23 protein-coding genes are annotated in these 22,504 nt (G+C 66.2%); 10 read left to right on the forward strand and 13 right to left on the reverse strand.

What is annotated here, in order from left to right:
• Window positions 1-4: 4 nt before the first annotated feature.
• Entirely contained in the window at window positions 5-1,399 is a 1,395-nt protein-coding gene (locus FG94_RS15680) for a peptidylprolyl isomerase (RefSeq protein ID WP_036213591.1), read from the reverse strand.
• Between the two features lie 203 nt (window positions 1,400-1,602).
• Complete coding sequence (locus FG94_RS15685) at window positions 1,603-3,882, reverse strand: LPS-assembly protein LptD (protein WP_036213430.1); 2,280 nt, start codon at window positions 3,880-3,882, stop codon at window positions 1,603-1,605.
• A gap of 96 nt (window positions 3,883-3,978) precedes the next feature.
• On the opposite strand from FG94_RS15685, the gene FG94_RS15690 reads away from it, so the two are divergent.
• The 4 genes from FG94_RS15690 to FG94_RS15705 are packed head-to-tail and all read left to right on the forward strand — an operon-like array spanning window position 3,979 to window position 8,261.
• Entirely contained in the window at window positions 3,979-5,037 is a 1,059-nt protein-coding gene (locus tag FG94_RS15690) for an aminoglycoside phosphotransferase family protein (RefSeq protein ID WP_036213432.1), read from the forward strand.
• Window positions 5,038-5,053: 16 nt separating this feature from the next.
• Window positions 5,054-5,773 carry an N-acetylmuramate alpha-1-phosphate uridylyltransferase MurU gene (gene murU, locus FG94_RS15695; protein WP_036213435.1) on the forward strand — a complete coding sequence of 240 codons (720 nt, stop codon included), beginning with the start codon at window positions 5,054-5,056 and terminating at the stop codon, window positions 5,771-5,773.
• Window positions 5,770-7,113: an aminopeptidase P N-terminal domain-containing protein gene (locus FG94_RS15700; RefSeq protein ID WP_036213438.1), complete on the forward strand. Its 1,344-nt coding sequence runs from the start codon at window positions 5,770-5,772 to the stop codon at window positions 7,111-7,113. The genes murU and FG94_RS15700 overlap by 4 nt, the downstream gene beginning before the upstream one ends.
• Window positions 7,113-8,261, forward strand: coding sequence for a UbiH/UbiF/VisC/COQ6 family ubiquinone biosynthesis hydroxylase (locus tag FG94_RS15705; protein WP_036213441.1), 1,149 nt, complete (start codon window positions 7,113-7,115; stop codon window positions 8,259-8,261). The genes FG94_RS15700 and FG94_RS15705 overlap by 1 nt, the downstream gene beginning before the upstream one ends.
• 3 nt (window positions 8,262-8,264) lie before the next feature.
• Here FG94_RS15705 and FG94_RS15710 read toward each other — a convergent pair whose 3' ends face one another.
• The 4 genes from FG94_RS15710 to FG94_RS15725 all read right to left on the reverse strand — a co-directional run bounded on the left by FG94_RS15710 (window position 8,265) and on the right by FG94_RS15725 (window position 11,541).
• Window positions 8,265-8,489: a hypothetical protein gene (locus FG94_RS15710; protein WP_036213444.1), complete on the reverse strand. Its 225-nt coding sequence runs from the start codon at window positions 8,487-8,489 to the stop codon at window positions 8,265-8,267.
• Between the two features lie 144 nt (window positions 8,490-8,633).
• On the reverse strand, window positions 8,634-10,088 hold the full coding sequence (locus FG94_RS15715; protein WP_036213446.1) for an NAD(P)(+) transhydrogenase (Re/Si-specific) subunit beta: 1,455 nt from the start codon (window positions 10,086-10,088) through the stop codon (window positions 8,634-8,636).
• Window positions 10,085-10,405 (reverse strand): proton-translocating transhydrogenase family protein, encoded by a 321-nt coding sequence (locus tag FG94_RS15720; protein WP_036213449.1) that lies wholly within the window; start codon window positions 10,403-10,405, stop codon window positions 10,085-10,087. Before FG94_RS15720 ends, FG94_RS15715 begins: the two co-directional genes overlap by 4 nt.
• Window positions 10,406-10,428: 23 nt before the next feature.
• Complete coding sequence (locus tag FG94_RS15725) at window positions 10,429-11,541, reverse strand: Re/Si-specific NAD(P)(+) transhydrogenase subunit alpha (RefSeq protein WP_036213453.1); 1,113 nt, start codon at window positions 11,539-11,541, stop codon at window positions 10,429-10,431.
• A gap of 246 nt (window positions 11,542-11,787) precedes the next feature.
• Here FG94_RS15725 and FG94_RS15730 point away from each other — a divergent pair, with 246 nt between their 5' ends.
• Window positions 11,788-12,270, forward strand: a complete 483-nt coding sequence (locus FG94_RS15730) for an NUDIX hydrolase (RefSeq protein ID WP_036213455.1) — start codon at window positions 11,788-11,790, stop codon at window positions 12,268-12,270.
• Between the two features lie 15 nt (window positions 12,271-12,285).
• Window positions 12,286-13,389, forward strand: coding sequence for a tRNA 2-thiouridine(34) synthase MnmA (mnmA, locus tag FG94_RS15735; protein ID WP_036213458.1), 1,104 nt, complete (start codon window positions 12,286-12,288; stop codon window positions 13,387-13,389).
• 114 nt (window positions 13,390-13,503) lie between these two features.
• Here the strand turns inward: mnmA and FG94_RS15740 are convergent, their stop codons facing one another.
• Window positions 13,504-15,264 (reverse strand): EAL domain-containing protein, encoded by a 1,761-nt coding sequence (locus tag FG94_RS15740; RefSeq protein ID WP_051996771.1) that lies wholly within the window; start codon window positions 15,262-15,264, stop codon window positions 13,504-13,506.
• 156 nt (window positions 15,265-15,420) lie between these two features.
• On the opposite strand from FG94_RS15740, the gene FG94_RS15745 reads away from it, so the two are divergent.
• Window positions 15,421-16,152: a GAF domain-containing protein gene (locus tag FG94_RS15745; protein WP_229445957.1), complete on the forward strand. Its 732-nt coding sequence runs from the start codon at window positions 15,421-15,423 to the stop codon at window positions 16,150-16,152.
• Window positions 16,153-16,160: 8 nt separating this feature from the next.
• Here the strand turns inward: FG94_RS15745 and FG94_RS15750 are convergent, their stop codons facing one another.
• The 3 genes from FG94_RS15750 to FG94_RS15760 all read right to left on the reverse strand — a co-directional run bounded on the left by FG94_RS15750 (window position 16,161) and on the right by FG94_RS15760 (window position 18,091).
• Window positions 16,161-16,559, reverse strand: a complete 399-nt coding sequence (locus FG94_RS15750) for an ANTAR domain-containing response regulator (RefSeq protein ID WP_036213464.1) — start codon at window positions 16,557-16,559, stop codon at window positions 16,161-16,163.
• Window positions 16,560-16,571: 12 nt separating this feature from the next.
• Window positions 16,572-17,357 carry a 5'-3' exonuclease H3TH domain-containing protein gene (locus FG94_RS15755; RefSeq protein WP_036213467.1) on the reverse strand — a complete coding sequence of 262 codons (786 nt, stop codon included), beginning with the start codon at window positions 17,355-17,357 and terminating at the stop codon, window positions 16,572-16,574.
• A 65-nt stretch (window positions 17,358-17,422) separates the two neighbouring features.
• Window positions 17,423-18,091: a glutathione S-transferase gene (locus tag FG94_RS15760; RefSeq protein ID WP_036213469.1), complete on the reverse strand. Its 669-nt coding sequence runs from the start codon at window positions 18,089-18,091 to the stop codon at window positions 17,423-17,425.
• 81 nt (window positions 18,092-18,172) lie between these two features.
• Here FG94_RS15760 and FG94_RS15765 point away from each other — a divergent pair, with 81 nt between their 5' ends.
• Both FG94_RS15765 and FG94_RS15770 read left to right on the forward strand, forming a co-directional pair.
• Entirely contained in the window at window positions 18,173-19,060 is an 888-nt protein-coding gene (locus tag FG94_RS15765; RefSeq protein WP_036213471.1) for a DUF72 domain-containing protein, read from the forward strand.
• Window positions 19,061-19,105: 45 nt separating this feature from the next.
• Entirely contained in the window at window positions 19,106-19,486 is a 381-nt protein-coding gene (locus FG94_RS15770; RefSeq protein WP_036213475.1) for a lipoprotein, read from the forward strand.
• 16 nt (window positions 19,487-19,502) lie between these two features.
• On the opposite strand, the gene FG94_RS15775 is transcribed toward FG94_RS15770, so the two are convergent.
• From FG94_RS15775 to FG94_RS15785, 3 genes are read right to left on the reverse strand one after another with little or no spacing between them, the layout of a single operon-like run.
• Entirely contained in the window at window positions 19,503-19,766 is a 264-nt protein-coding gene (locus tag FG94_RS15775; RefSeq protein ID WP_051996773.1) for a DUF6587 family protein, read from the reverse strand.
• A 3-nt stretch (window positions 19,767-19,769) separates the two neighbouring features.
• Window positions 19,770-21,650, reverse strand: coding sequence for a ferrous iron transporter B (locus FG94_RS15780; protein WP_051996775.1), 1,881 nt, complete (start codon window positions 21,648-21,650; stop codon window positions 19,770-19,772).
• Between the two features lie 4 nt (window positions 21,651-21,654).
• Window positions 21,655-21,912, reverse strand: coding sequence for a FeoA family protein (locus FG94_RS15785; RefSeq protein ID WP_036213477.1), 258 nt, complete (start codon window positions 21,910-21,912; stop codon window positions 21,655-21,657).
• Window positions 21,913-22,133: 221 nt separating this feature from the next.
• Here FG94_RS15785 and FG94_RS15790 point away from each other — a divergent pair, with 221 nt between their 5' ends.
• A complete protein-coding gene (locus FG94_RS15790; RefSeq protein ID WP_027866506.1) occupies window positions 22,134-22,343 on the forward strand; it encodes a bacterioferritin-associated ferredoxin in 210 nt (69 codons plus the stop codon).
• Window positions 22,344-22,504: the final 161 nt, after the last annotated feature.

The following is a 22,504-nucleotide window of genomic DNA, read 5'->3' on the forward strand; positions in this document are numbered from 1 at the left end:
TGGCTTACTGCTCCTCGCGGAACTCGACGTAGGCGCGGTCGCGCACCTGGCGCATCCAGTCTTCCAGCGCTTCCTGCATCTTGCGTTCGCGCAGCACCTGACGTGCATTGTTACGCTCGCGCTGCTTGCTCTGGTCTTCCGACTTGCGCTCGGTGACGCGCAGGATGTGGAAGCCGAACGGCGACTCGATGACGTCCGAGACCTCGCCCGGCTTCAGCGTGGACAGGGCCTGGTCGAATTCCGGACCGGCGTCGCCCGGCTCCAGCCAGCCCAGGTCGCCGCCCTTGGCCGCACTGCCCGGTTCCTGGCTGTTCTGGCGCGCCAGGTCTTCGAAGGTGGCGCTCTTGTTGACGATCTTTTCCTTCAGCTCGAGCAGCTTCTTCTTGACCTCGGCCGCGTTCATGGTCGGCGTCGGCTTCATGAGGATGTGGCTGACGCGGGTCTGCTGGACCACGGCGTCCTCGGGCGCGGCCTCGTCGGCCAGGTTGCGCTTGTCGGCCATCTTGAGGATGTGGAAACCGACGTTGGTCTTGATGATGGGAGTGACCTGGCCCTTGTTCAGCTTGCGCAGCTCGGTGGCGAAGATGGCCGGCAGGCGGTCCGGGTCGCGCCAGCCGATTTCGCCGCCCTTCAGGGCGTCGGGCGCGTCGGAATAGGTCGCGGCCATCTTGGCGAAGTCGGCGCCGGTGCGCAGCTGGCGCGCCACTTCGTCGGCGCGCGCGCGGCGTGCCGCGATCTGCTCGGGCGAGGCGTTCTCGGGCACCGCCACCAGGATCTGCGCCAGGTTCATCTCGACGCGCTCGGCCGCGGCGGCCTTGGAGGCGGCCAGGTAGGTGTCGATCTCGGCTTCCGAGACCTGGATCTTGGAGTCGACCTCGTGCTCGCGCAACTGCTGCATCATGATCTCGTTGCGGATGTCTTCGCGGAACTGCCCGAAAGGCAGGCCCTCTTTCTCCATCTGGTTGCGCATCTCCTGCACCGACATCTTCTGGTTCTCGGCGATGCGGGCGATGGTGGCGTCGAGGCGGCGGTCGTCGACGCGCACGCCCATTTCCTTGGCCAGCTGGAGCTGGGCGCGCTCGACGATCATCGCCTCGACCACCTGGCGCTCCAGGGTGGACTGGTCCGGCAGCTGCACGTTGCGCGCCTTCAGGTTCTGCGCGGTCTGGGCCACGCGGTTGCCCACCTCGTTTTTCGTGATCACTTCGTCATTGACGACGACGTGGATCGAGTCGAGCACCTTGGCATTGCTGGACGCCGGCGGCAGGAAGCCGCTGCCCGGCTTGGCGGCCGGCGCCGCAGCCGGCGCCGTGGCTTGGGCCAGAACCTGGCCCGCGGTCAGCGCGCACAGCAGGGTTGCGGCGAGCTTGATGGTGTGCAAACGGGTGGTACGCGTCATCTGGAAAGCACTCATTCAGGGTGAAGAATCATTCAATAGCAGCCGAGTAGTGTACTCCACGGCGTTTAAGGCGTCCTTAAAAAGATTACCTCGAAAAACCTACTGCGCGTTGCACTGGCGGTCTGCGATGCTCGCTGTACTAAAGTACAGCTGCGCTTCTCGACCACCATTGCCGCCGCTCGCTACGGTTTTTTGAGGTAATCTCATGGACGCCCCACATTGGTCGTGAGCTGCTGGTAGCCCGGCACGGCCTTGTTGAAGGCCTCGAGCGGGTTGCCCGAACCGAGGCGGGACAGGCCATTGAGCTCGAGCTGGAAGAAGATCGGCGTCGAGGTGGTCTGCGCCGCGGTCACGAAGCGCTGTGCGCCGAAACGGAACACCCAGCAATCGGCCTTGTATTCGAGGCCGATCAGGCTCTCGAGCAGCTTGCCCTTGCCCGGCGTGACGCTGCCCACGGTGTACGAGCGCAGCGCATAGCTCACGCGCCCGACGCCGTACCAGCGCGAGGACAGCGGCCACTGCCCCGACAGGTCGACGTTGCGGAAGCTGCCGCGCTGGTAGCGGTATTCGGCGTTCAGGACCTTCATCGCGGCCGGGCGCCACTGCGTGCTCAGGTTCGAGCTGTACAGGTTGCTGCCGGTCGCGTCGTATTGTACGCCGCTGTCGAAGCTCCAGGTTTCGGAGATGCGGCCCGAGGCCGCCAGCAGCACGTCCGAGCGGCTCTGGTGCACCGGCTCGCCCGGCAGGCGCACGCGCGGCTCGTCGAAATAGATGCGCTGGCCGAAGGCCAGGCGCAGGCGCTCGGCGCCGTCGGACTGGATGAAGCGCGACACCACGGCGGCGGTCATCTGGTTGGCGTCCGACATTCGATCCAGCCCGACGAAGCGGTTCTCGCTGAACAGCTGGGCGTAGTTGAAGCCCGCGCGGCCGGTATCGAAGTTCGGGAACAGGCTCTGGTCCTTGTACGGCGTGTACACGTAGAACAGGCGCGGCTCCAGGGTCTGGGTCATGCTGTTCTTGAACAGCGTGGTGTCACGCTCGAACACCAGGCCGCTGTCGAGCGAGAAGGTATTCAGGCTGCGCGACAGCTTGGTCGGTCCGGTGTAGCCGTTGGCGCGGTCCAGGTCATACTTGGTATGGTGGCTGATGAGCTTGGGCGTGACGAACCAGCCTGGACGCACGAAGGGGTAGCTGACCTGGGCCACGGCCACGGCGCGGTTGCCGCGCACCCAGTCCGGGTGCCAGAAGCTCACCGCCTCGGCATCCAGCGCCCAGTCGAAGCCCTTGACGTCGTAGCGGCCGGCGTGGAAGTTAATCTGCGGCAGGCGGTCGTAGGGACGCGGCACCGTCAGGCGCGGGTCGTTGGCGGCCGCCGGGTCCTGCAGCACCTGGTAGTTCTGGGCGCGCGCGGAGAGGTTCCAGAACTGGCCGACGAAGTCGGTGCGCACCTCGCGCAGCAGCTGGCGCTCGGCGCTGGCCGCCACGGTGCGCGAGAAGTCGCTCGGGTATTCGTCGTCCGAAGCCGCATGCAGGTTCCAGCCGTAGGACCAGCCCGGGCCGAGGGCCTGGGTGTGCACCGAGTCGACGCGCCAGCGGTCTTCGCCGGTCTCGCGGTCCTTGCGCAGGCCCTCGACGTGGGTCTCGCCATTGTAGGCGCCCAGGTCGGTGACGCCGAGGTAGCGCCCGGTGGCGCCGAGCTGCAGGCCGCGGTCGAACATCATGCGCGGGTACAGCGTCAGGTCGCGGTTGGGGGCGATGTTGAAGTAATACGGCACCATGACCTCGGCCTTGCCCTTGGAGCCGAAGCCCACGGTGGGCGCCAGCCAGCCGGAGCGGCGCGCGCCCGACAGCGAGAAGGACAGGGCCGGGGTGCCGATGATCGGCACGTCCTTGAAATAGATGACGGTCTTGCCGGCCAGGCCGACGTCGCGGCCGCTGTCCAGGCGCAGGGTGCTCGACTTGAGGTACCAGTCCGGGTCCGGGCCTTCGCAGGTGCTGTAGGTGCCGTCGCGCACCAGCGCCACGTCTTCGCCGAGGAAGTCGATGCGCGAGGCATTGCCCTGGGCGTTATTCAGCTGCAAACGGTACTCGGGGCGCAGCACGTAGCCCTTGCCCGTCTCGAGGTTCAGCTGCAGCTCGTCGCCCTTGTAGCGGTCGCCGAAGCGCCACATGCTGACGTTGCCGACGGCCGTCACCTGGTCTTCGACGCGCTGGTAGCAGGCGGTGTCGGCGGTGAGGCGGGTCTGGCCGCGTGTCAGTTCGACATTGCGTTCGAGGTTGATCTGGCGGTCGGGACGGCCGCTGATCTCCTCGGCGCGGATCGTGATCGGCAGGTCCTGTTCATCGCGAGATGAGCTCGACTGTGGCGTGGGAGCGACGTCCTGTGCATGCAGCGGCAGCGCGACGCCGGCGGCCGCACTGGCCAGTACATACAATGCGAGCGCTTGTCGCGGAGGAAATGGGTGGGCCGAAAACCAGCTCATGGAGAATCTGCGTGCGCCATAAAGGGCGGTATTTTTGGAATGAATCCCTTATTATATGGGAATAACTTTGATCAACCCGATTCACCAGGCCGCTTCATGTCTTCTTTGTATCAAAATTCTTCCACTTCCGCTGACAAGGACGCGCGCCTGCAGCAGCTGAACGAATGGCTGGCTTCGACCGGCCTGGTGGAAGTGGAAACCGGCCGCCCGGCATCCGCGGATGCCAGCTTCCGTCGCTATTTCCGCTACGACGTTGTTCCCGCCATGCGCGAGAAACTGGGCGCGACCCTGGTGGCCATGGATGCCCCGCCCGAGCGCGAGAACGTGCCGGCCTTCATCCACGTGCAGGGCCTCCTGCTGGACGCCGGCGTCAATGCGCCGGCGATCGTCGCTAGAGCCGTCGAGAGCGGCTTCCTGCTGCTGTCCGACCTCGGCGTGACCACCTACCTGCAGCGCCTGGACTCGGACAATGCCGCCTTCATGTACTCGAGCGCGGTCGACGCCCTGCTCAAGTTCCAGCTCGCCAGCGAACCTGGCAAGCTGCCGGAATTCGACCGCGCCTTCGTGCTGCGCGAGATGAACCTGTTCCCGGAGTGGTATATCGGGCGTCACCTGGGCGTCACCCTGGATGCGAAGCAGCAGGCACAGCTGGACAAGGTGTTCGAGGCGATCACCGCCAACGTGCTGGCGCAGCAGCAGGTCTACATGCACCGCGATTTCCATTCGCGTAACCTGATGTGGCTCGAACAGAACAACCCGGGCGTGCTCGATTTCCAGGACGCCGTCTACGGCCCGATCACCTACGACCTGGCTTCGCTGCTGCGCGACGCCTACATCCAGTGGGACGAAGAGATCGTGCTGGACTGGGTGGTGCGCTACTGGCAGAGCGCCAAGCAGCTCGGCCTGCCGGTGAACCCGGACATCGACGCCTTCTACCGCGACTTCGAATTCATGGCCCTGCAGCGCCACCTGAAGATCCTCGGCATCTTCTGCCGCCTGAACTACCGCGACGGCAAGCCGAACTACCTGGGCGACCTGCCGACGGTCATGGATTACGTGCGCCGCACCGCCGGTCGCTACACCGAACTGAAACCGCTGCTGCGCCTGCTCGATTCGCTCGAGGACAAGGCGCCGCAGGTCGGCTACACCTTCTGAGGACGATTCCTTTCTCATGAAAGCCATGATTTTCGCCGCCGGCCGCGGCGAGCGCATGCGCCCGCTCACGGACGCCTGCCCCAAGCCGCTGCTCAAGGTGCGTGGACGGCCGATGATCACCTACCACGTGCTGAACCTGGTGCGCGCCGGGATCAAGGACATCGTCATCAACCACTCGCACCTCGGCCACATGATCGAGGACGAGCTGGGCGACGGCAGCAAGTACGGCGCGCGCATCGTGTACTCGCACGAGCCGACCCCGCTCGAGACCGCGGGCGGCATCGCCAATGCGCTGCACCTGCTGGGCGACGAACCCTTCCTGGCGGTGTCGGGCGACATCTACGCGCCCTACTTCGACTTTTCGCAGGTGTTCGACGTCCTGAAGGACAAGGACATGCTGGGCATCCCCTACCCGCCGGACAAGCGCGACATCGCCTGGCTGTGGCTGACGCCGAATCCCTGGCACAACCCGGAAGGCGACTTCGCGCTCGACATGTACACCCTGCGCAACGACGGTCCTACTAAATGGAACTTCGCCGGCATCGGCGTCTACCGCCCCGAGATGTTCGAGGGGATCAAGGCCGGCGACTTCGTCAAGTTCGGGCCCCTGATGCGCAAGTTCATCGAGCAGGGCCGCGTGGGCGGCGAGCTGTACAACGGCCAGTGGGTCAACGTCGGCACCGCCCAGCAGCTGGAAGAACTGAACGCGCCGCTGGCGGCCAAGACGGGGTCATGACGACCGCGGTCACGCGCCATATCGAACGCCGTGCGCGCCTGGCGGCGCGCATGCAGCCGGGATCGGTCGCGGTGCTGGCCACTGCGCCGGAAGTGCTGCGCAACGGCGACAGCGACTATCCCTACCGGCACGACAGCTATTTCTATTACCTGACCGGCTTCACCGAACCGGAGGCGGTGTTGGTGCTGCTCGCCCCGGCCGGTGACACGCCTGCGCGCTCGATCCTGTTCTGCCGCGAGAAGAACCCCGAACGCGAGATCTGGGACGGCTACCGCCATGGACCGGAAGCGGCGCGCATTGCCTTCGGCTTCGACGAGGCCTATCCGGTCGGCGAACTCGATGCGCAGATGGGCAAGCTGCTGGCCAACGTGCCGGCGCTGTACTACGCGCTGGGCCACAGCGCCGCCCTCGACGCCCAGGTTGCAAGCTGGCTCAAGGCCGTGCGTGCGCAGGGCCGCAGCGGCATCACGGCCCCCGGCAGCACCCACCACCTGCTCGGCATGCTCGACGAGATGCGCCTGCTGAAGGATGCGGACGAACAGGCGCTGATGGGGCGCGCCGCCGGCATCGCCGCAGCCGCCCACGCCCGTGCGATGCGGTTTACCCGTCCCGGCGTGTTCGAATACGAGATCGAGGCCGAGCTGCTGCACGAATTCCGCCGCAACGGCGCCCAGTTCCCGGCCTATACCCCGATCGTCGCTTCCGGCGCCAACGCCTGCGTCCTGCACTACAACCAGAACGACCGCCAGTGCCGCGAGGGCGAGCTGGTGCTGGTCGACGCCGGCTGCGAGCTGGATGGCTATGCCTCGGACATCACCCGCAGCTGGCCGGTGGGCGGCCGTTTCAGTGCGCCGCAGAAAGCCTTGTACGAGCTGGTGCTGCGGGCGCAGGAAGCGGCATTCGCCGCGATCGTGCCCGGACAGCCGTACAGCGGCATGCACGAGGCGGCGGTCAAGGTGCTGGCCGCGGGCATGCTCGATGTCGGCCTGCTCGACAAGCAAAAATACGGTTCGCCCGAAGATGCGATCGCCGACAAGGCGCACCTGCAGTTCTACATGCACGGCACCGGCCACTGGCTCGGCATGGACGTGCACGACGTCGGCCCTTACCGCGACCTGAGCGTGGCCGACAAGCCCTCACGGCCCCTGCTGCCGGGGATGGCGCTGACGGTGGAGCCGGGCATCTACGTGCGTCCGGCGGAGGGCGTGCCGGAAGCGTATTGGAACATCGGCATCCGGATCGAGGACGACGTGATCGTCACGGACGACGGCTGCCGGGTGCTCTCGGGCGATGCGCCGAAAGGCGTGGCCGAGATTGAGAACATGATGAAGGAGTGCTAATGGCGGACGAACGCATTGACGTCGATGTGGCGATCTGCGGCGCCGGTCCGGTCGGACTGGCGCTGGCGGCCTTCTTGGTCCGGCGCGGTGTCGAGGGTAGCCGCATTGCCCTCGTCGACGGCAAGTCGCTGGGCCAGGCGATCACCGATCCGCGCTCGATCGCGCTGTCCTGGGGCAGCGTGCAGCTGCTCGAAGAAGTGCGCGCCTGGCCGCTGCCGGCCACGCCGATCCACGAGATCCACGTCTCGCGCCGCGGCCAGCTGGGCCGCAGCCTGATGGACCGGGCCGAGCACAGGCTGCCGGCGCTGGGCTATGTGGCGCGCTACGGCGACGTGGTGGATGCGCTGGCGCGCGCCTGCGACAAGGCCGGCGTGGCGACCCTGCGCCCGGCCCGCGTCGCATCCTTCGACGAAACGGACGATGGCGTGGCGCTGCGCCTCGACGACGGCCGCACCGTGTTCGCCCAAGTGGCGGTGCAGGCGGAAGGCGGCGTGTTCGGCCAGCAGGAAAGCAAGGCGCAGCAGCGTGACTATGGCCAGACGGCCTTGATCGCACGCGTGAGCGTGAGCGAGCCGCTTGCCCACCGCGCCTTCGAGCGCTTCACCGACGAGGGCCCGCTGGCCTTGCTGCCGCAGGACGGTGGCGATGGCCATCAGTATGCGCTGGTGTGGTGCATGCGGCCGGAACGGGCGCTGGATGTCCAGCTGCTCGACGATGCCGGGTTCCTGGTCCAGCTGGGCGAGGCCTTCGGCACCCGCCTCGGGAGGTTCACGTCGGCCTCGCCGCGCGTCGCCTTCCCGCTCGGCCTGAACGCCGAAGCGCGCGCCACCGCGCGGACGGTCGCGATCGGCAATGCCGCCCAGACCCTGCACCCGGTCGCAGGCCAGGGCCTGAACCTCGGCCTGCGCGACGCCGCCGTCCTGGCGCGCCAGCTGGGCCGCGGCGCCACCCCAGGCGCGCTGGAGGGCTTCATGCGCGAACGCGCCCAGGACCGCAGTCTGACGATTTCCCTGACCGACACGATGGCCCGCGCCTTCACAGGCAGCGGCCCGTTGCAGCCCCTGCTGGGCCTGTCGCTGGCGGCGCTGGACGTCGTCAAGCCGGCGCGCCTGCTGCTGGCCGACCTGATGATGTTCGGCCGCCGCTAGGACCTAATTCGCAGGGAGGCGCTCGACCGTGTTGCGCCTCGGGGTCGCGTCTTCATGGAACAGGTCGGCCAGGTAGTCGGCCAGCCCATCCTCAGTGACATCGGCAGGAACGATGAAATCGGCCGGCCGGCGCGTGCCGTCGTTGCCGGGATAGAAGGCCTGCCATGCACCTGGCTTGCCGCTGATGGCAACCAGTGTGCCGAAGACATTGAAACGGTGTGTTTTCATCGATGAGGTTAGGGTCAGCGTCGAATGATTCGCCAGGCATTCCAGATCAGTTGAGGAGGCGCCTGTTTGACGAAGGCGCGACAGATCTCGGAATCACTTGGAAAATAATTTAACGCTGACCCTAATGGGTTGTGCCAGAAGTGATTATTCGACGGCCTTGACCATCGATTCGATCACCTTCTTGGCGTCGCCGAACACCATCATCGTGTTCGGCTGGTAGAACAGATCGTTGTCCAGGCCGGCATAGCCGGAAGCCATCGAGCGCTTGTTGACGATGATGCTCTTGGCCTTGTAGGCCTCGAGGATCGGCATGCCGGCGATCGGCGACTTCGGGTCCTTGGCGGCGGGGTTGACCACGTCGTTCGCACCCAGCACCAGCACCACGTCGGTCTGGCCGAACTCGCCGTTGATGTCTTCCATCTCGACCACCTGGTCGTAAGGCACCTCGGCCTCGGCCAGCAGCACGTTCATGTGGCCCGGCATGCGGCCCGCCACCGGGTGGATCGCGTAGCGCACCTGCACGCCGTGCTCGGTCAGCTTGTCGACCAGTTCCTTCACCGAGTGCTGGGCGCGCGCCACCGCCAGGCCGTAGCCGGGGACGATGATCACCGATTCCGCGTTCTGCAGGATGAAGGCGGCGTCGTCGGCCGAGCCGGACTTCACCGGGCGCTGTTCCTTCGCCGCGCCATCGTCCACCGCCGCCTCGCCGCCGAAACCGCCCAGGATCACGTTGAAGAAGGAGCGGTTCATCGCCTTGCACATGATGTAGGAGAGGATCGCGCCGCTCGATCCCACCAGCGAACCGGCGATGATCAGCATCGAGTTGTTCAGCGAGAAGCCGATGCCCGCCGCCGCCCAGCCCGAGTAGGAGTTCAGCATCGAGACCACCACCGGCATGTCGGCGCCGCCGATCGGGATGATGATCAGGACACCCAGCACGAAGGACAGCGCGGCCATGATGATGAACGGGGTCCAGCTGGGCGCCACGCCATCGGCGAAGCAGAACACCAGCCCGAGCGCGATGATCGCGATCGCCAGCACCAGGTTGAGGATGTGCTGCCCGGCGAAGCGCACCGGCGCGCCCTGGAACAGGCGGAACTTGTATTTGCCCGACAGCTTGCCGAAGGCGATCACCGAACCGGAGAAGGTCACCGCACCCACGAAGGTGCCGATGAACAGTTCCAGGCGGTTGCCGAAGGGCAGCGGGGTATCGCGCGTGGCGATGTTGAAGGCCCAGGGCTCGGACACCGCGGCGATTGCGATGCAGACCGCGGCCAGGCCGATCAGCGAGTGCATCGCCGCCACCAGCTCCGGCATCTTGGTCATCTCGACCTTCTTGGCCGCCACCGCGCCGATCGCGCCGCCCACCACCACACCCAGCAGCACCAGGGTGAAGCCCATGCCGCCGGTGGCGAGTTGCGCCTGCAGCTTGAACATCAGGGCGATGGTGGTCAGGACCGCGATCGCCATGCCGGCCATGCCGAAGGTATTGCCGATGCGCGCCGTGGACGGCGAGGACAGGCCCTTGAGCGCCTGGATGAAGCAGACCGAGGCCACCAGGTAGAACAGGGTCACGACGTTCATGCTGATGAAATTCATGGCTTTTCTCCCGCGGCCGGCTTGGCCTTCGGCTCCTTTTTCTTGAACATCTCGAGCATGCGGCGCGTGACCATAAAGCCGCCGAAGACGTTCACCGCGGCCAGCGCCACCGCGACGGTGCCGGCCACCTGCCCGGCCAGGCCTTCGGTGAGGCCGGCGGCCAGCATGGCGCCGACGATGATGATGGCCGAGATCGCGTTGGTCACCGCCATCAGGGGCGTGTGCAGCGCGGGAGTGACGTTCCAGACCACGTGGTAGCCGACGTAGATGGCCAGCACGAAGATGATCAGGTTGATGATGGTGTGGCTGATTTCCATGCTTCGCTCCTCGTGTCCTGTTCTTAGGTACGCAGTACCGCACCGTCCGCGCACACCAGCGTGGCGCGCACGATCTCGTCCTCGCGGTCAATCACGAACCGGTCTTCCTTGTCGATGACGAGCTTGAGGAAGTCCAGCACATTGCGGGCGTACAAGGCGGAAGCGTCGGCCGCCACCATCGAGGCCAGGTTCGGCTCGCCGATGATGTAGACGCCATGCTTCACCACCGTGCGGCCCAGCTCCGTGAGCGGACAGTTGCCGCCCTGCTCGACCGCCATGTCGACGATTACCGAGCCCGGCTTCATGGCCTGCACGGTCTCTTCGCCGATCAGGGTCGGCGCCTTGCGGCCCGGGATCAGGGCGGTGGTGATGATGATGTCGGCCAGTTTGGCGCGCTCGTGCACCAGCGTTGCCTGGCGCTGCATCCAGCTGGCCGGCATCGGGCGCGCATAGCCGCCCACGCCTTGCGCGATCTCGCGTTCCTCTTCGGTTTCGTAGGGCACGTCGATGAATTTGGCGCCGAGCGACTCCACCTGCTCCTTCACCGGCGGGCGCACGTCCGAGGCTTCGATCACGGCGCCCAGGCGCTTGGCGGTGGCGATCGCCTGCAGGCCGGCCACGCCCACGCCCATGATCAGCACGCGCGCGGCCTTGACCGTGCCGGCCGCCGTCATCAGCATCGGCATGAAGCGCTGGTAGGTGTTCGCGGCCAGCATCACGGCCTTGTAGCCGGCGATGTTGGCCTGCGAGGAAAGCACGTCCATCGACTGGGCGCGCGTGATGCGCGGCGCGGCCTCGAGGGCAAAGGCGGTCAGGCCGGCGCCGGCGAGCGCCGCCAGGTTCTCGGTATCGAAGGGATTGAGCATGCCGACCAGGACGCTGCCCGGGCGCATCCGGGCGCGCTCGGCGCCGTCCGGGCTGCGGACCTTGAGCACCATGTCCGCGCCGAAGGCGGTGGCCGCGTCGACGATGCTGGCGCCGGCTGCCTCGTACGCCGCATCGGGGTAGGAAGCGCGCACCCCGGCGCCACTCTCCACCAGCAACTGGTGCTTCGCGGCCAGCTTCTTGACGGTTTCGGGAGTTGCAGCAACGCGGGTCTCGCCCGGCCTGGTCTCGGCCGGTATGCCAATTCTCATGAATCCCTCCGTTCAGTGGACACATCGGTCCACAATCTATCATGTAATTACGTTAATTGCTCAAAAACAAATACTAAAAGCAATATTTGATTGTCACGAAAACCCATCACTGTAACGGGCGCCAGGAATCATTTGTTTGCAATGAATCAAGGCCATTTAACGACAGGCAAGCGCACCGTAGCGGAGGTGGATGAGCAGAGATGCCTGCTGTCAAGGTAAAATATCGGCTCATTTTCAAGGACGTGCATGACCGATATCTTCAAACCATCCGTGACCGTCGCCGCGATCATCGAGCGCGATGGACGCTTCCTGCTGATCGAGGAAGAGACGAGCGAGGGCGTGAAGCTGAACCAGCCGGCCGGGCACCTCGACCCGCACGAATCGCTCGAGCAGGCGGTGGTGCGCGAGGCACTGGAGGAAACCGCGCACGAATTCATCCCGACCGCGCTGGTGGGCATGTACATGTCGCGCTACCATTCGAAGTCGCGCGGCGCCGACGTCACTTACCTGCGCTTCACCTTCTGCGGCCATGCCGGCCGCGAGCTGGACCAGCCGCTCGACGAAGGCATCCTGCGCACCATGTGGATGACGCGCGACGAGATCGCCGCCACCGCCGACCGCCACCGCAGCCCGATCGTGCTGCAGTGCGTGGACGACTACCTGGCCGGCCATCGCACCCCGCTGCGCCTGCTGTACACCCACCCCTCGGTTTTCGAGGGTGGAATCTAAGAATACGGACGTAACATGAGCAAGAAAAAAGTCGTGATCGGGATGTCGGGCGGTGTCGACTCCTCGGTCGCGGCGTGGATGCTGAAGGAACAGGGCTACGAAGTCATCGGCCTGTTCATGAAGAACTGGGAAGACGACGACGATTCGGAATACTGCTCGACGCGCCAGGACTGGATCGACGCGGCCAGCGTGGCCGACGTGGTCGGCGTGGACATCGAGGCCGTCAACTTCGCCGCCGAATACAAGGACCGCGTGTTCGCGGAATTCCTGCGCGAGTACCAGGCCGGCCGCACCCCGAACCCGGACGTGCTGTGCAACGCCGAAATCAAGTTCAAGGCCTTCCTCGACCATGCGATGAAGCTGGGCGCCGACCTGATCGCGACCGGCCACTACGCGCGTGTGCGCGAGAACGACGGCCGCTTCGAGCTGCTCAAGGCCTTCGATCACACCAAGGATCAAAGTTACTTCCTGCACCGCCTGAACCAGGCCCAGCTGTCGAAGTCGCTGTTCCCGCTGGGAGAAATCCCGAAGACCGAAGTGCGCAAGATCGCAGAACGCCTGGGCCTGCCGAACGCGCAGAAGAAGGACTCGACCGGTATCTGCTTCATCGGCGAGCGCCCGTTCCGCGAGTTCCTGAACCGCTACCTGTCGCACAAGCCGGGGCCGATGAAGCTCGACACCGGCGAGACCGTGGGCGAGCACATCGGCCTGTCCTTCTACACCCTGGGCCAGCGCAAGGGCATCGGCATCGGCGGCCTGAAGTCGCGCAAGAACGCGGACGGCACCAGCGAGCCGTGGTTCGTGGCGCGCAAGGACGTGGCCAGCAACACGCTGTACATCGTGCAGGGGCACGACCATCCGTGGCTGCTGTCGCCGCACCTGGAAGCCGGCCAGGCCAGCTGGACCGCGGGCGAACCGCCCGTCAGTGGAAAAGCATTGTCGGCCAAGACCCGCTACCGCCAGGCCGACGTGGCCTGCACCGTGCAGGCCGACGGCATGAACCGTTTCGCGCTCGATTTCGAAGAGCCGCAGTGGGCGGTCACGCCGGGGCAGTCGGCCGTGCTGTATGACGGCGACGTGTGCCTGGGTGGTGGGATTATCGATTCGAACGCAGCGTGATGTCGTAGGGTGGGCGGGTCTCCCGCCCACGCGGTCAAGTCACGGTGATGCTGCCCGCGCGGCTATTCGTCTTCTAACTATCACCGCGTGGGCGGCAAAGCCGCCCACGCTACATTATCGGGCTGCGAGCCACTCGGCCAGCGCCGCCGGCGCCATCGGCCTTCCATAGTAATACCCCTGCGCCTCGTCGCAGCCCGCCGCGCGCAGCAGCTGCGCCACCTCCTCCGTCTCCACGCCTTCCGCCACCACCCGGTGGCCGAGGTCGTGCGACAGCTTGATCATGGTCGTCACCAGGGCAAGCGTGCGCTCGTCCTTTTCCATGCCGCGTACGAACGACTGGTCGATCTTGACCACGTCCGCCGGCATGTCCTGCAGGTAGGACAGGCTGCTGTAGCCGGTGCCGAAGTCGTCGATGGCGATCTTCACGCCGCGCTCGGCCAGCCGCGCCATCGTGTCATGCGCGATCTTCGGCTTGCGCATCAGCGCGCTTTCCGTCATTTCCAGCGCCAGGCAGGCGGCCGGCAGGCCGTGCCGCGCCAGCCCCTCCAGTACGCGGTCGCTGAAGTCCGGCTCCTCGAGGTTCACCGCAGAGACGTTGACCGCGACTTGCAGCGACACGCCATCAAGGCGCCAGGCCGCCAGCTGGCGCAGCGCCGCCTCCAGCACCCATTCGGTGGTGGCGCGCGCCAGCGCGGTGGTTTCGACGATCGGCATGAATTCGCCCGGCGGGATCGGGCCGGCGTCGGGATGGGTCCAGCGCAGCAGGGCTTCCACGCCGAGGCAGCTGCCGTGGTGCAGGGAGACCTTGGGCTGGAACACGAGATGCAGCTCGCTCGCCTGCGCCAGCGCGCGTCCGAATTCGCTGATCAGCCAGAAGCGGTGGCGGTAGGCGGCGTCCTGCTCGGGCGAATACACGCGCAGGCCGGATTCGGCGTCGCGCGCATCGTGGGCGGCGCTGTGCAGGTTGCGCAGCACGTCGAGCGGTGCTTCCTGGCCCACTGCGAAGCGGACCAGGCCGACCGTGGCCGTGGTGAGGAAGCTGCACTGCCCCATCGGCTTGCGTTCGTCCAGCCAGGCCATCAGGGTGCCGCTGAAGCGCGCCAGGGACAGGCCGAGCGGCGCCAGGAAGGCGAACTGGGTCGGCGCGACGTGGTAGACCTTGCCGCCGCCGGCCAGCCTGCGTAGAGCCGGCACGGCATCGCGCACGATGTCGTCGAGCCAGGTGCCGCCCATCACCCGCATGGCGTCGCTCAGCTCTTCCGGCGTGGCCAGGCTGACCAGGGCCGCCAGCTGGGGCGTCCCCTCGGCCGTGACCAGGCTTATGTCGCGGACGTCGCTGACGAACTGGCTGCGGTTGGGCAGGCCGCTGACCGGATCGATCCGTCCCAGCGCGTGCTGCAGCTCGATCTGCGCCATGACCATGGCCGCCAGGTCGGCCAGCGTGGCGCGGTCAGCGTCGCTCACGCTGCGCGGCTCGGTGCCGAGCACGCACATCGCGCCCAGGCAGTGCCCGGTTTTCGTCACCAGCGGCGCGCCGAGGTAGAAGCGGATCCCGCTATCGGCGAGGGGGCTGTCGCGGAAGCACTCGCTGTCCAACAGGTCCGGCACCTCCAGCATCCGGCCGCTGTCCGCCACCGCGGCGCAGGGCGCCTTGACCCGCGGAATCGCATCGTGCGCGACGCCCACCTTCGACTTGAACCACTGGCGGTCGCTATCGGTGAGCGACACCGCCGCGATCGGCAGCTGGAACAACTGCGCGGCCATGCGCGTGATGCGGTCGAATGCTTCGCTGGGGGCGGTGTCGAGCAGCTCCAGCTGGCGCAGGGCTTCCAGCCGGCTGGCTTCCTCGAGCGACGGGTCATACAGTGAATTCATGGGCGGCCTTGGCAGTCGCACACCCAGGAAAGGCGCACGTATCTATCGGAAATGACGATTGGATGGCGATTATTGCGCTATATAATGCACTCAGTCAATATTTATCCAATCGTGCACGCATTTTCGTCAAATATTGTCGGGTTTCGGTTAGAATGAGTGCATCAACTACACATTACCAAGAAGATGAGCGAGGACGATCCGATCCTGACGACGCGGGAAGCGGCGCACATGCTGGGCGTTGCCGTCAGCACTGCGCAGCTCTGGATGGAAAGCGGCGCACTGCCGGCATGGAAGACGCCCGGCGGGCACCGGCGCGTGCGCCTGAGCGCGGTGCGCCAGCTCCAGGCGCGGCAGGGCGGCGCTGGCATGGCGCCGGGTGCGCCGGCGGGCCCGGGCACGGCGTCCCTGCCTGCCCCAGCGGCGCCCGCGCCGCGGGAGACCGGCGCGCCGGACGGCCATGCCCTGCTCGATACGCCGCCCGAGGATGTCTTCGACCGCCTGGCGCGGCTGGCCGCACAGGTGACGGATTGCCCGATCGCGCTGGTGACGGTGCTGGCCGGGGAGCGCCAGTGGTTCAAGGCCCGCGTCGGCCTCGACCTGCAGGAAACGCCGCGTGAATGGGCCTTCTGCAACCATGCGCTGGCCAGCGGCGAGGCATTCGTGGTGGGCGACGCCGCCCTCGATGCGCGCTTTGCCGCCAATCCGCTGGTGACGCGCGCGCCGCACGTGCGCTTCTATGCCGGGGTGCCATTGGAAGATGCGCAGGGCCGCCGCTTCGGCACCCTGTGCGTACTGGACCGCGAACCGCGCCGGCTGCGCGAACGCGAGCTGCGCGCCCTGCGCGAGCTGGCGACGATCGCCTCGGACGAGATCAAGCGGCGCGGCTGAGCGCCTGGTTATTCCGCGCTACCCGAGGCGGCCTGCTGCTTGCGGACGACCGCGATCACGGTATTGCGGATCGTCTTGAGCACGGCGTCGGCCTTGAAGGGCTTGACGATGAAGCCGTGCACGCCGCGCCCGAGCGCGTCCTGGATGGCGGCGGCGTCGAGCGTGCCCGACACCATGAAGATCATCGCCTTCGGCAGCTGGGCGCGCAGTTCCTCGACGATGCGGCTGCCGTCCTCGACCTGTTCGCGCGCGATGCAGACGATCTGCGGGCGGTGCTTCATCGCCAGGCCGTAGCCGAGCGTGCCGGTATGCGTCTGCGCGACGACGTCGTAGCCGCCATCGGTCAGTACGGTGTTGAGCAGGCCGCGCGCGATGGCGCTGCCGTCCACGATCAATGCCTTCAGCATCGGCGCTTTCCTTCAATGGGATTCATAGGCCAGCATGTTCCAGGTGACGCCCAGCCGCACGTCCAGCTTGAGCGACACCAGGCAGCGCGACATCTCGAGTATCTCACGCTCGGCGCGCAGCCTTTCGCCCAGCGGGGTCTTGAGGATGCCGGCGCCGGCCATCACGGCGTCCAGGCTGCCGTAGGCGTTGAGCAGGCGCGCCGCGGTCTTCATGCCGATCTTCGACACCCCCGGCACGCCGTCGGTCGGGTCGCCCATCAGGGCTAGCAGATCGTGCAGCAATTCGGGGGCGACGCCGAAGCGCTGGCGCACCCAGGCGTCGTCATGCCATTCGTTCTTGAAGTGGTCCCACACCAGCGCGCCGTGCGCGATCAGGATGTGCAGGTCCTTGTCGGTGGTGGCCACGATGGCCTCGCCCCGCCCTTCCCCCAGCCAGCGCATGACGCCGGTGGCGATCACGTCGTCGGCCTCGACCTCGGGAATCGCCAGCACCTGCAGGCCGGCCTGGCGCAGGCGCTCGTGGAATTCCGGCAGGGCTTCGCGCAGCGGCGCCGGCATGGCGGCGCGTCCTTCGCGGTAGCGCGGGTAGAGGGCGTGGCGCCAGTTGGGGCCGCCGTAGTCGAAGGCCGCCAGCACGTGCGTGGGCGCGTGCGCTTCCAGCACGTTGCGGAAGGACGAGAACGCGTGGCGCAGCGCGATGCTGGCCTTCAGGTCGGAGTCCGGTTCGGGGCTGGCTTCGTACACGCGGCGCACGATGTTCAGGCCGTCGATGGCGAGCAGCTTTCCCTGTTTGCTCATGGTGGTGCGGGCAGTGCGTTGATCAAGAGTGCTTGCAGCGCCGCCATGATAAACCGGTCGGCCCGTCAGGCATAGTCGTACTTGCCGCCGCGCTCGAGCGCGCGCGCGTAGGCCGGGCGCGCGTGGATCCGCGCCAGGAAAGCGGACAGCTTCGGATACTGGCTGCCGAGGCCTCCGCGCGAGGCGGCCGCTTCCAGCGCAAAGCTCATCTGGATGTCGGCGGCGCTGAATTCCTCGCCGGCGAACCAGGTCGACTTGCCCAGTTCGCCCTCCAGGAAGTCGAGCTGGCTGCGGATGTTCGGCATGACGAAGCTGTCCTTGACCTTGCGTGCGATCGAGCGCGCGATCGGCTTGGCAAAGAAGGGCATCGGGCTGTTCTCGACCTTGTCGAACACCAGCTTCATCAGGAGCGGCGGCATGGCCGAGCCCTCGGCGAAGTGCAGGAAGTAGGTATAGCGCAGGCGTTCCGGGGTGCCGGGCGCCGGCACCAGGCGTCCGTTGCCGTAGCGGCCGGTCAGGTATTCCACGATCGCGCCGGATTCGGCCACCACCAGTGCATCGTCGGTGATCACCGGCGACTTGCCGAGCGGGTGCACCGCTTTCAGTTCCGGCGGCGCCAGCATGGTCTTCGGGTCGCGCTGGTACTTCTTGATCTCATAGTCGAGCCCGAGCTCTTCGAGCAGCCAGAGGATGCGCTGCGAGCGCGAGTTGTTCAGGTGGTGGACGACGATCATGAAGTTTTCCGGATAGTTCGACAGGCTGTCAGCTTAGCATGGGTGCGCCTGCCAACGGACGAGGCAGTGTATGGTTAGCCCATGAATGGATCGGTCTATATCGGCATTTCCGGCTGGCGCTACGTGCCGTGGCGCGGCGTGTTCTATCCCAAGGGGCTGGTCCAGCACCGCGAGCTCGAATACGCGGCCGGGCAGCTGCCCAGCATCGAGATCAACGGCTCCTTCTACTCGCTGCAGCGGCCGGAGAGCTATGCCGCTTGGCATGCGGCCACCCCGCCCGGCTTCGTGTTCGCGGTCAAGGGCAACCGTTTTCTCACCCACATGCTCAAGCTGAAGGACATCGAAGGTCCGCTGGCCAATGTGCTGGCCTCGGGCGTGTTCGAACTGCGCGAGAAGCTCGGTCCCTTCCTGTGGCAATTCCCGCCCATCGTGAAATTCGATCCGCAGCGCTTCGAGCACTTCCTGTCGCTGCTGCCCCAGGATACCGATAGCGCCCGCGAACTGGCGCTGCAACACCAGCCGCGCATGGAAGGCCGGGTTGCGCTCGAATCCGGCCCGAACCGCCCGATGCGCTATGCGGTCGAGATCCGGCACGAGAGCTTCCTGGACCCCGCCTTCATCGCCATGCTGCGCCGCTACAAGGTAGCGCTGGTGGTGGCCGATACCGCCGGCAGGTGGCCGCTGTGCGAAGACGTCACCGCGGACTTCGTCTACATCCGGCTGCATGGCGACAAGGAGCTGTACGCGAGCGGTTATGAAGACGAGGCCATCGCGGCCTGGGCGGCGCGCATCCATGCCTGGCGCCGGGGCCGGCAACCCGAGGGGGCACGGCTCGTCTCCGACAAGCCGCCGCCGAAGGCCAAGGCGCGCGACGTCTACTGCTACTTCGATAACGACATCAAGGTGCATGCGCCGTTTGACGCACGTCGCCTGATCGCCGCGGTAGAAGGCCTTGCAGGGAACGGCTGACTGAAACTGTTGTCTATCCAGGCATTCACAGCCTGGAGGCCCGCCATGACCCTGCTTCGTGTTGCCAGTGTTGCCGCTGCCCTGTTACTTTCAACCACTGCCAGCGGCGCCGATGCGCCGCCCCTCAAGAGCTCGAATGGCGTGCTGGTCAATGCCGCCGGCATGACCGTCTACACCTATGACAAGGATGAAGCCGGCAGCGGCAAGAGCAGTTGCGTCGCCGCCTGTGCGAAAAACTGGCCGCCCGTGAAGGCCGATGGCAGCCCGCGCCCGCCCTACTCCGTGATCACGCGCGCGGACGGCAGCAAGCAGCTGGCGCATGGCGGCAAGCCGCTGTACACCTTTGTGAAGGACAAGAAGGCTGGAGACAAGACCGGCGATGGGGTGGGTGGCGTCTGGCACGTGGTCAGCGTGGCGACGCCTTGAAGCGCTGCCGGCGCCGCTAGCGGCGCTCGTGGATCTTGATGACCTTGCCGTTGCCCTTGCCGGGCGGCGGCGCGGGCTCGGTCGGGCCGCAGGTATTGCAGCTGTTGCAGCCGCTGCCACAACTGGCCGAGGTATCCAGCCACTTGACCAGTCTCGATTGCTGGCCGCCCCTGGAGAGGCGATGCACGATCGCGCGCCGCCAGCTGTCCGGCAGATACTTCGCGCCAGTGTACAGCACGGCCAGCGCGACGATGATCCCGGCGACCAGCTCCTGCCACATGTCCTAGGCTCCCGTGAAGAACAAGGTGGTGCGGTAGACGATGAAGGCGGCCACGTAGGCCAGGCCGAACATGTAGCCGGCCATGATCCAGGCGTAGCGGCGGCTGCCGGTTTCGCGCGCCACGGTGGCCAGCGTCGGCAGGCAGTGCGGCGCATAGACGTACCAGGTGAGCAGCGCCAGGCCGGTGGCGAGCGACCACGACTGCGCGATCACCGGCGCCAGGGCGTTGGCGGCTTCGTCGCCGCCCGACAGGGCGTACACGGTGCCCAGCGCGCCGACTGCCACTTCGCGCGCGGCCATGCCGGGCACCAGGGCGATCGCGATTTCCCAGCCGAAGCCGATCGGGGCCAGGATGACTTCCAGCGCGCGACCGATCATGCCGGCCACGCTGTAGTAGATCGGCGGATGGGTCGCGCCTTCCGGTGCGCCCGGGAAGCTCGACAGCAGCCAGAGCAGGATCATCATGGTGAGGATCAGGGTACCGACCCGCTTCAGGAAGATCTTGGCACGCTCCCACAGGCCGGAGGCCAGCGCGCCCGGCTGGGGCCAGTGGTAGGCCGGCAGTTCCATCATCAGTGCATGCTGCTTGTAGCCGCTGCGGCGCTTCATGAACCAGGCCACCGCCATGGCGCTCAGGATGCCCGCCATGTAGAGGGCGAACAGCACCAGGCCCTGCAGGTTCATCAGGCCGGCCACTTCACGGTCCGGGATGAAGGCGGCGATCAGGAGCGCATACACCGGCAGGCGCGCCGAGCAGGTCATGAGCGGGGCGATCATGATCGTCACCAGGCGGTCGCGCGGATTCTGGATGGTGCGCGCGGCCATGATGCCCGGGATGGCGCAGGCGAACGAGGACAGCAGCGGCAGGAAGGCGCGGCCCGACAGGCCGACGCTGCCCATCACGCGGTCGAGCAGGAAGGCGGCGCGCGGCAGGTAGCCCACGTCTTCCAGCAGCAGGATGAAGAAGAACAGGATCAGGATCTGCGGCAGGAATACCAGCACACTGCCGACGCCGGCGATGATGCCGTCCACGATCAGGCTGTGCAGCACGCCTTCGCCCAGCAGCGCGCCGACCTGCTCGCCGAGGGCGCCGACGCCCGCCTCGATCAGGTCCATCGGCGTGCCGGCCCAGCTGAACACGGCCTGGAAGATCAGGAACATCAGGGCGGCCAGGAGCACCAGGCCGAATACCGGGTGCAGCACCACGTTGTCGATCTTTTCCGTCAGGTTGCCGCGGTCTCCGCTGGTGGAAACGGCGAGCTCGAGGATGCGGCGCACTTCGCGCTGGGTTTCCTCGACCGGCACGGCGTCGATCGCGGACAGCGGATTCGGCTTGACGGCGGTCTTGAAGGCCATGCGGTCGAGCTGGGCCAGCAGGGCCTGCTCGCCGCCGGCCTGGATGGCGACGGTTTCCACCACCGGCATGTCCAGTGCGGCCGACAGTTTTTCCTTGTCGATGGTGATGCCGCGCTTCCTGGCGACGTCGACCATGTTCAAAACGAGCACCATCGGCAGGCCGAGGCGCTTGAGCTCCAGCACCATGCGCAGGTTCAGGCGCAGATTGGTCGCGTTGACCACGCACAGCACCGCATCCGGCGCCGCTTCGCCCGCGCGCAGGCCGGCCACCACGTCGCGCGTGATGGCTTCGTCCGGGGTCTGGGCGCTCAGGCTGTAGGCGCCCGGCAGGTCGAGCACGCGAAAAGGCCGGCCCGCCGGCGAGGTGAAGCTGCCCTCTTTGCGCTCGATGGTCACGCCCGCGTAGTTCGCGACCTTCTGGCGCGAGCCGGTCAGGCGGTTGAAGAGTGCGGTCTTGCCACAGTTGGGATTGCCGAGCAGTGCGACCAGGGGCGTGCGCGACGCCACCTGTTGTTCCATGACACCCATCCGACTATTCCGGCTTGATCGACACGAGGGCCGCTTCGAAGCGGCGCAGCGCGAAGGTCGATTCGCCGACCTTGACGGCCAGCGGGCCGCCCAGCACGCGCTTGAGCACACGGATGCGCTCGCCCGGCACGAAGCCGAGCTCCATCAGGCGGCGCTGGACGTCGAAACCACCCTGTTGCGCCGGCGGCGCCAGGTGGATCACGGTAGCGCTCTGGCCGGCCGGGAGGGCGTCGAGCGTGGTGAGGGAGGGAACAAGAGTCATGGTCGCGTCCAGTAAGTGTAGCGCTGATGAGACAGATAGCTAGCATCATAAACCTAAATGCGAATTATTTCTATTTGCGGTTTGATCACACCCCTAAAGAAAGATCACGTCAATACAAAATTCCTGTTGCAAACGCCGCCGAGTTTACGGAGAATAGAACACGAATGAGATTGATTCTCATTTAAATGCCAAGTGAACAAGTAGCGCCAAGGAACCTCAAGATGATCGTCTGTGTCTGCAACAACATCTCCGACCGCGAAATCCGCCAGGCCGTCGACCTGGGCATCAGCTCGGTCGCCGAACTGCACAAGGAACTGGGCGTCGGCACCATGTGCGGCAAGTGCGTGAGCTATGCACGCGAAGTCCTGCACGAACACATCGAGAGCAAAACCACGATCACCGAAGTGCGCCGCGTCCCGCAGGCGGCCTGAACATCACCACCGTGTCTCTCCATGCCCCGCTTTCGCGGTAATGCCGTTCAGTTAAGGTAGCTTCTTGACCTTTCGAACGGCATAGCGCTTCGGCGCTGCCTTGACGGCCCGGTCGCATTTGCGGCCGGGCCGTTCGTCTTTCAGGAGGCTAACTAGCCTTG

This window comes from Massilia sp. LC238 (assembly GCF_000735635.1).
GTDB lineage: Bacteria > Pseudomonadota > Gammaproteobacteria > Burkholderiales > Burkholderiaceae_D > Telluria > Telluria varians.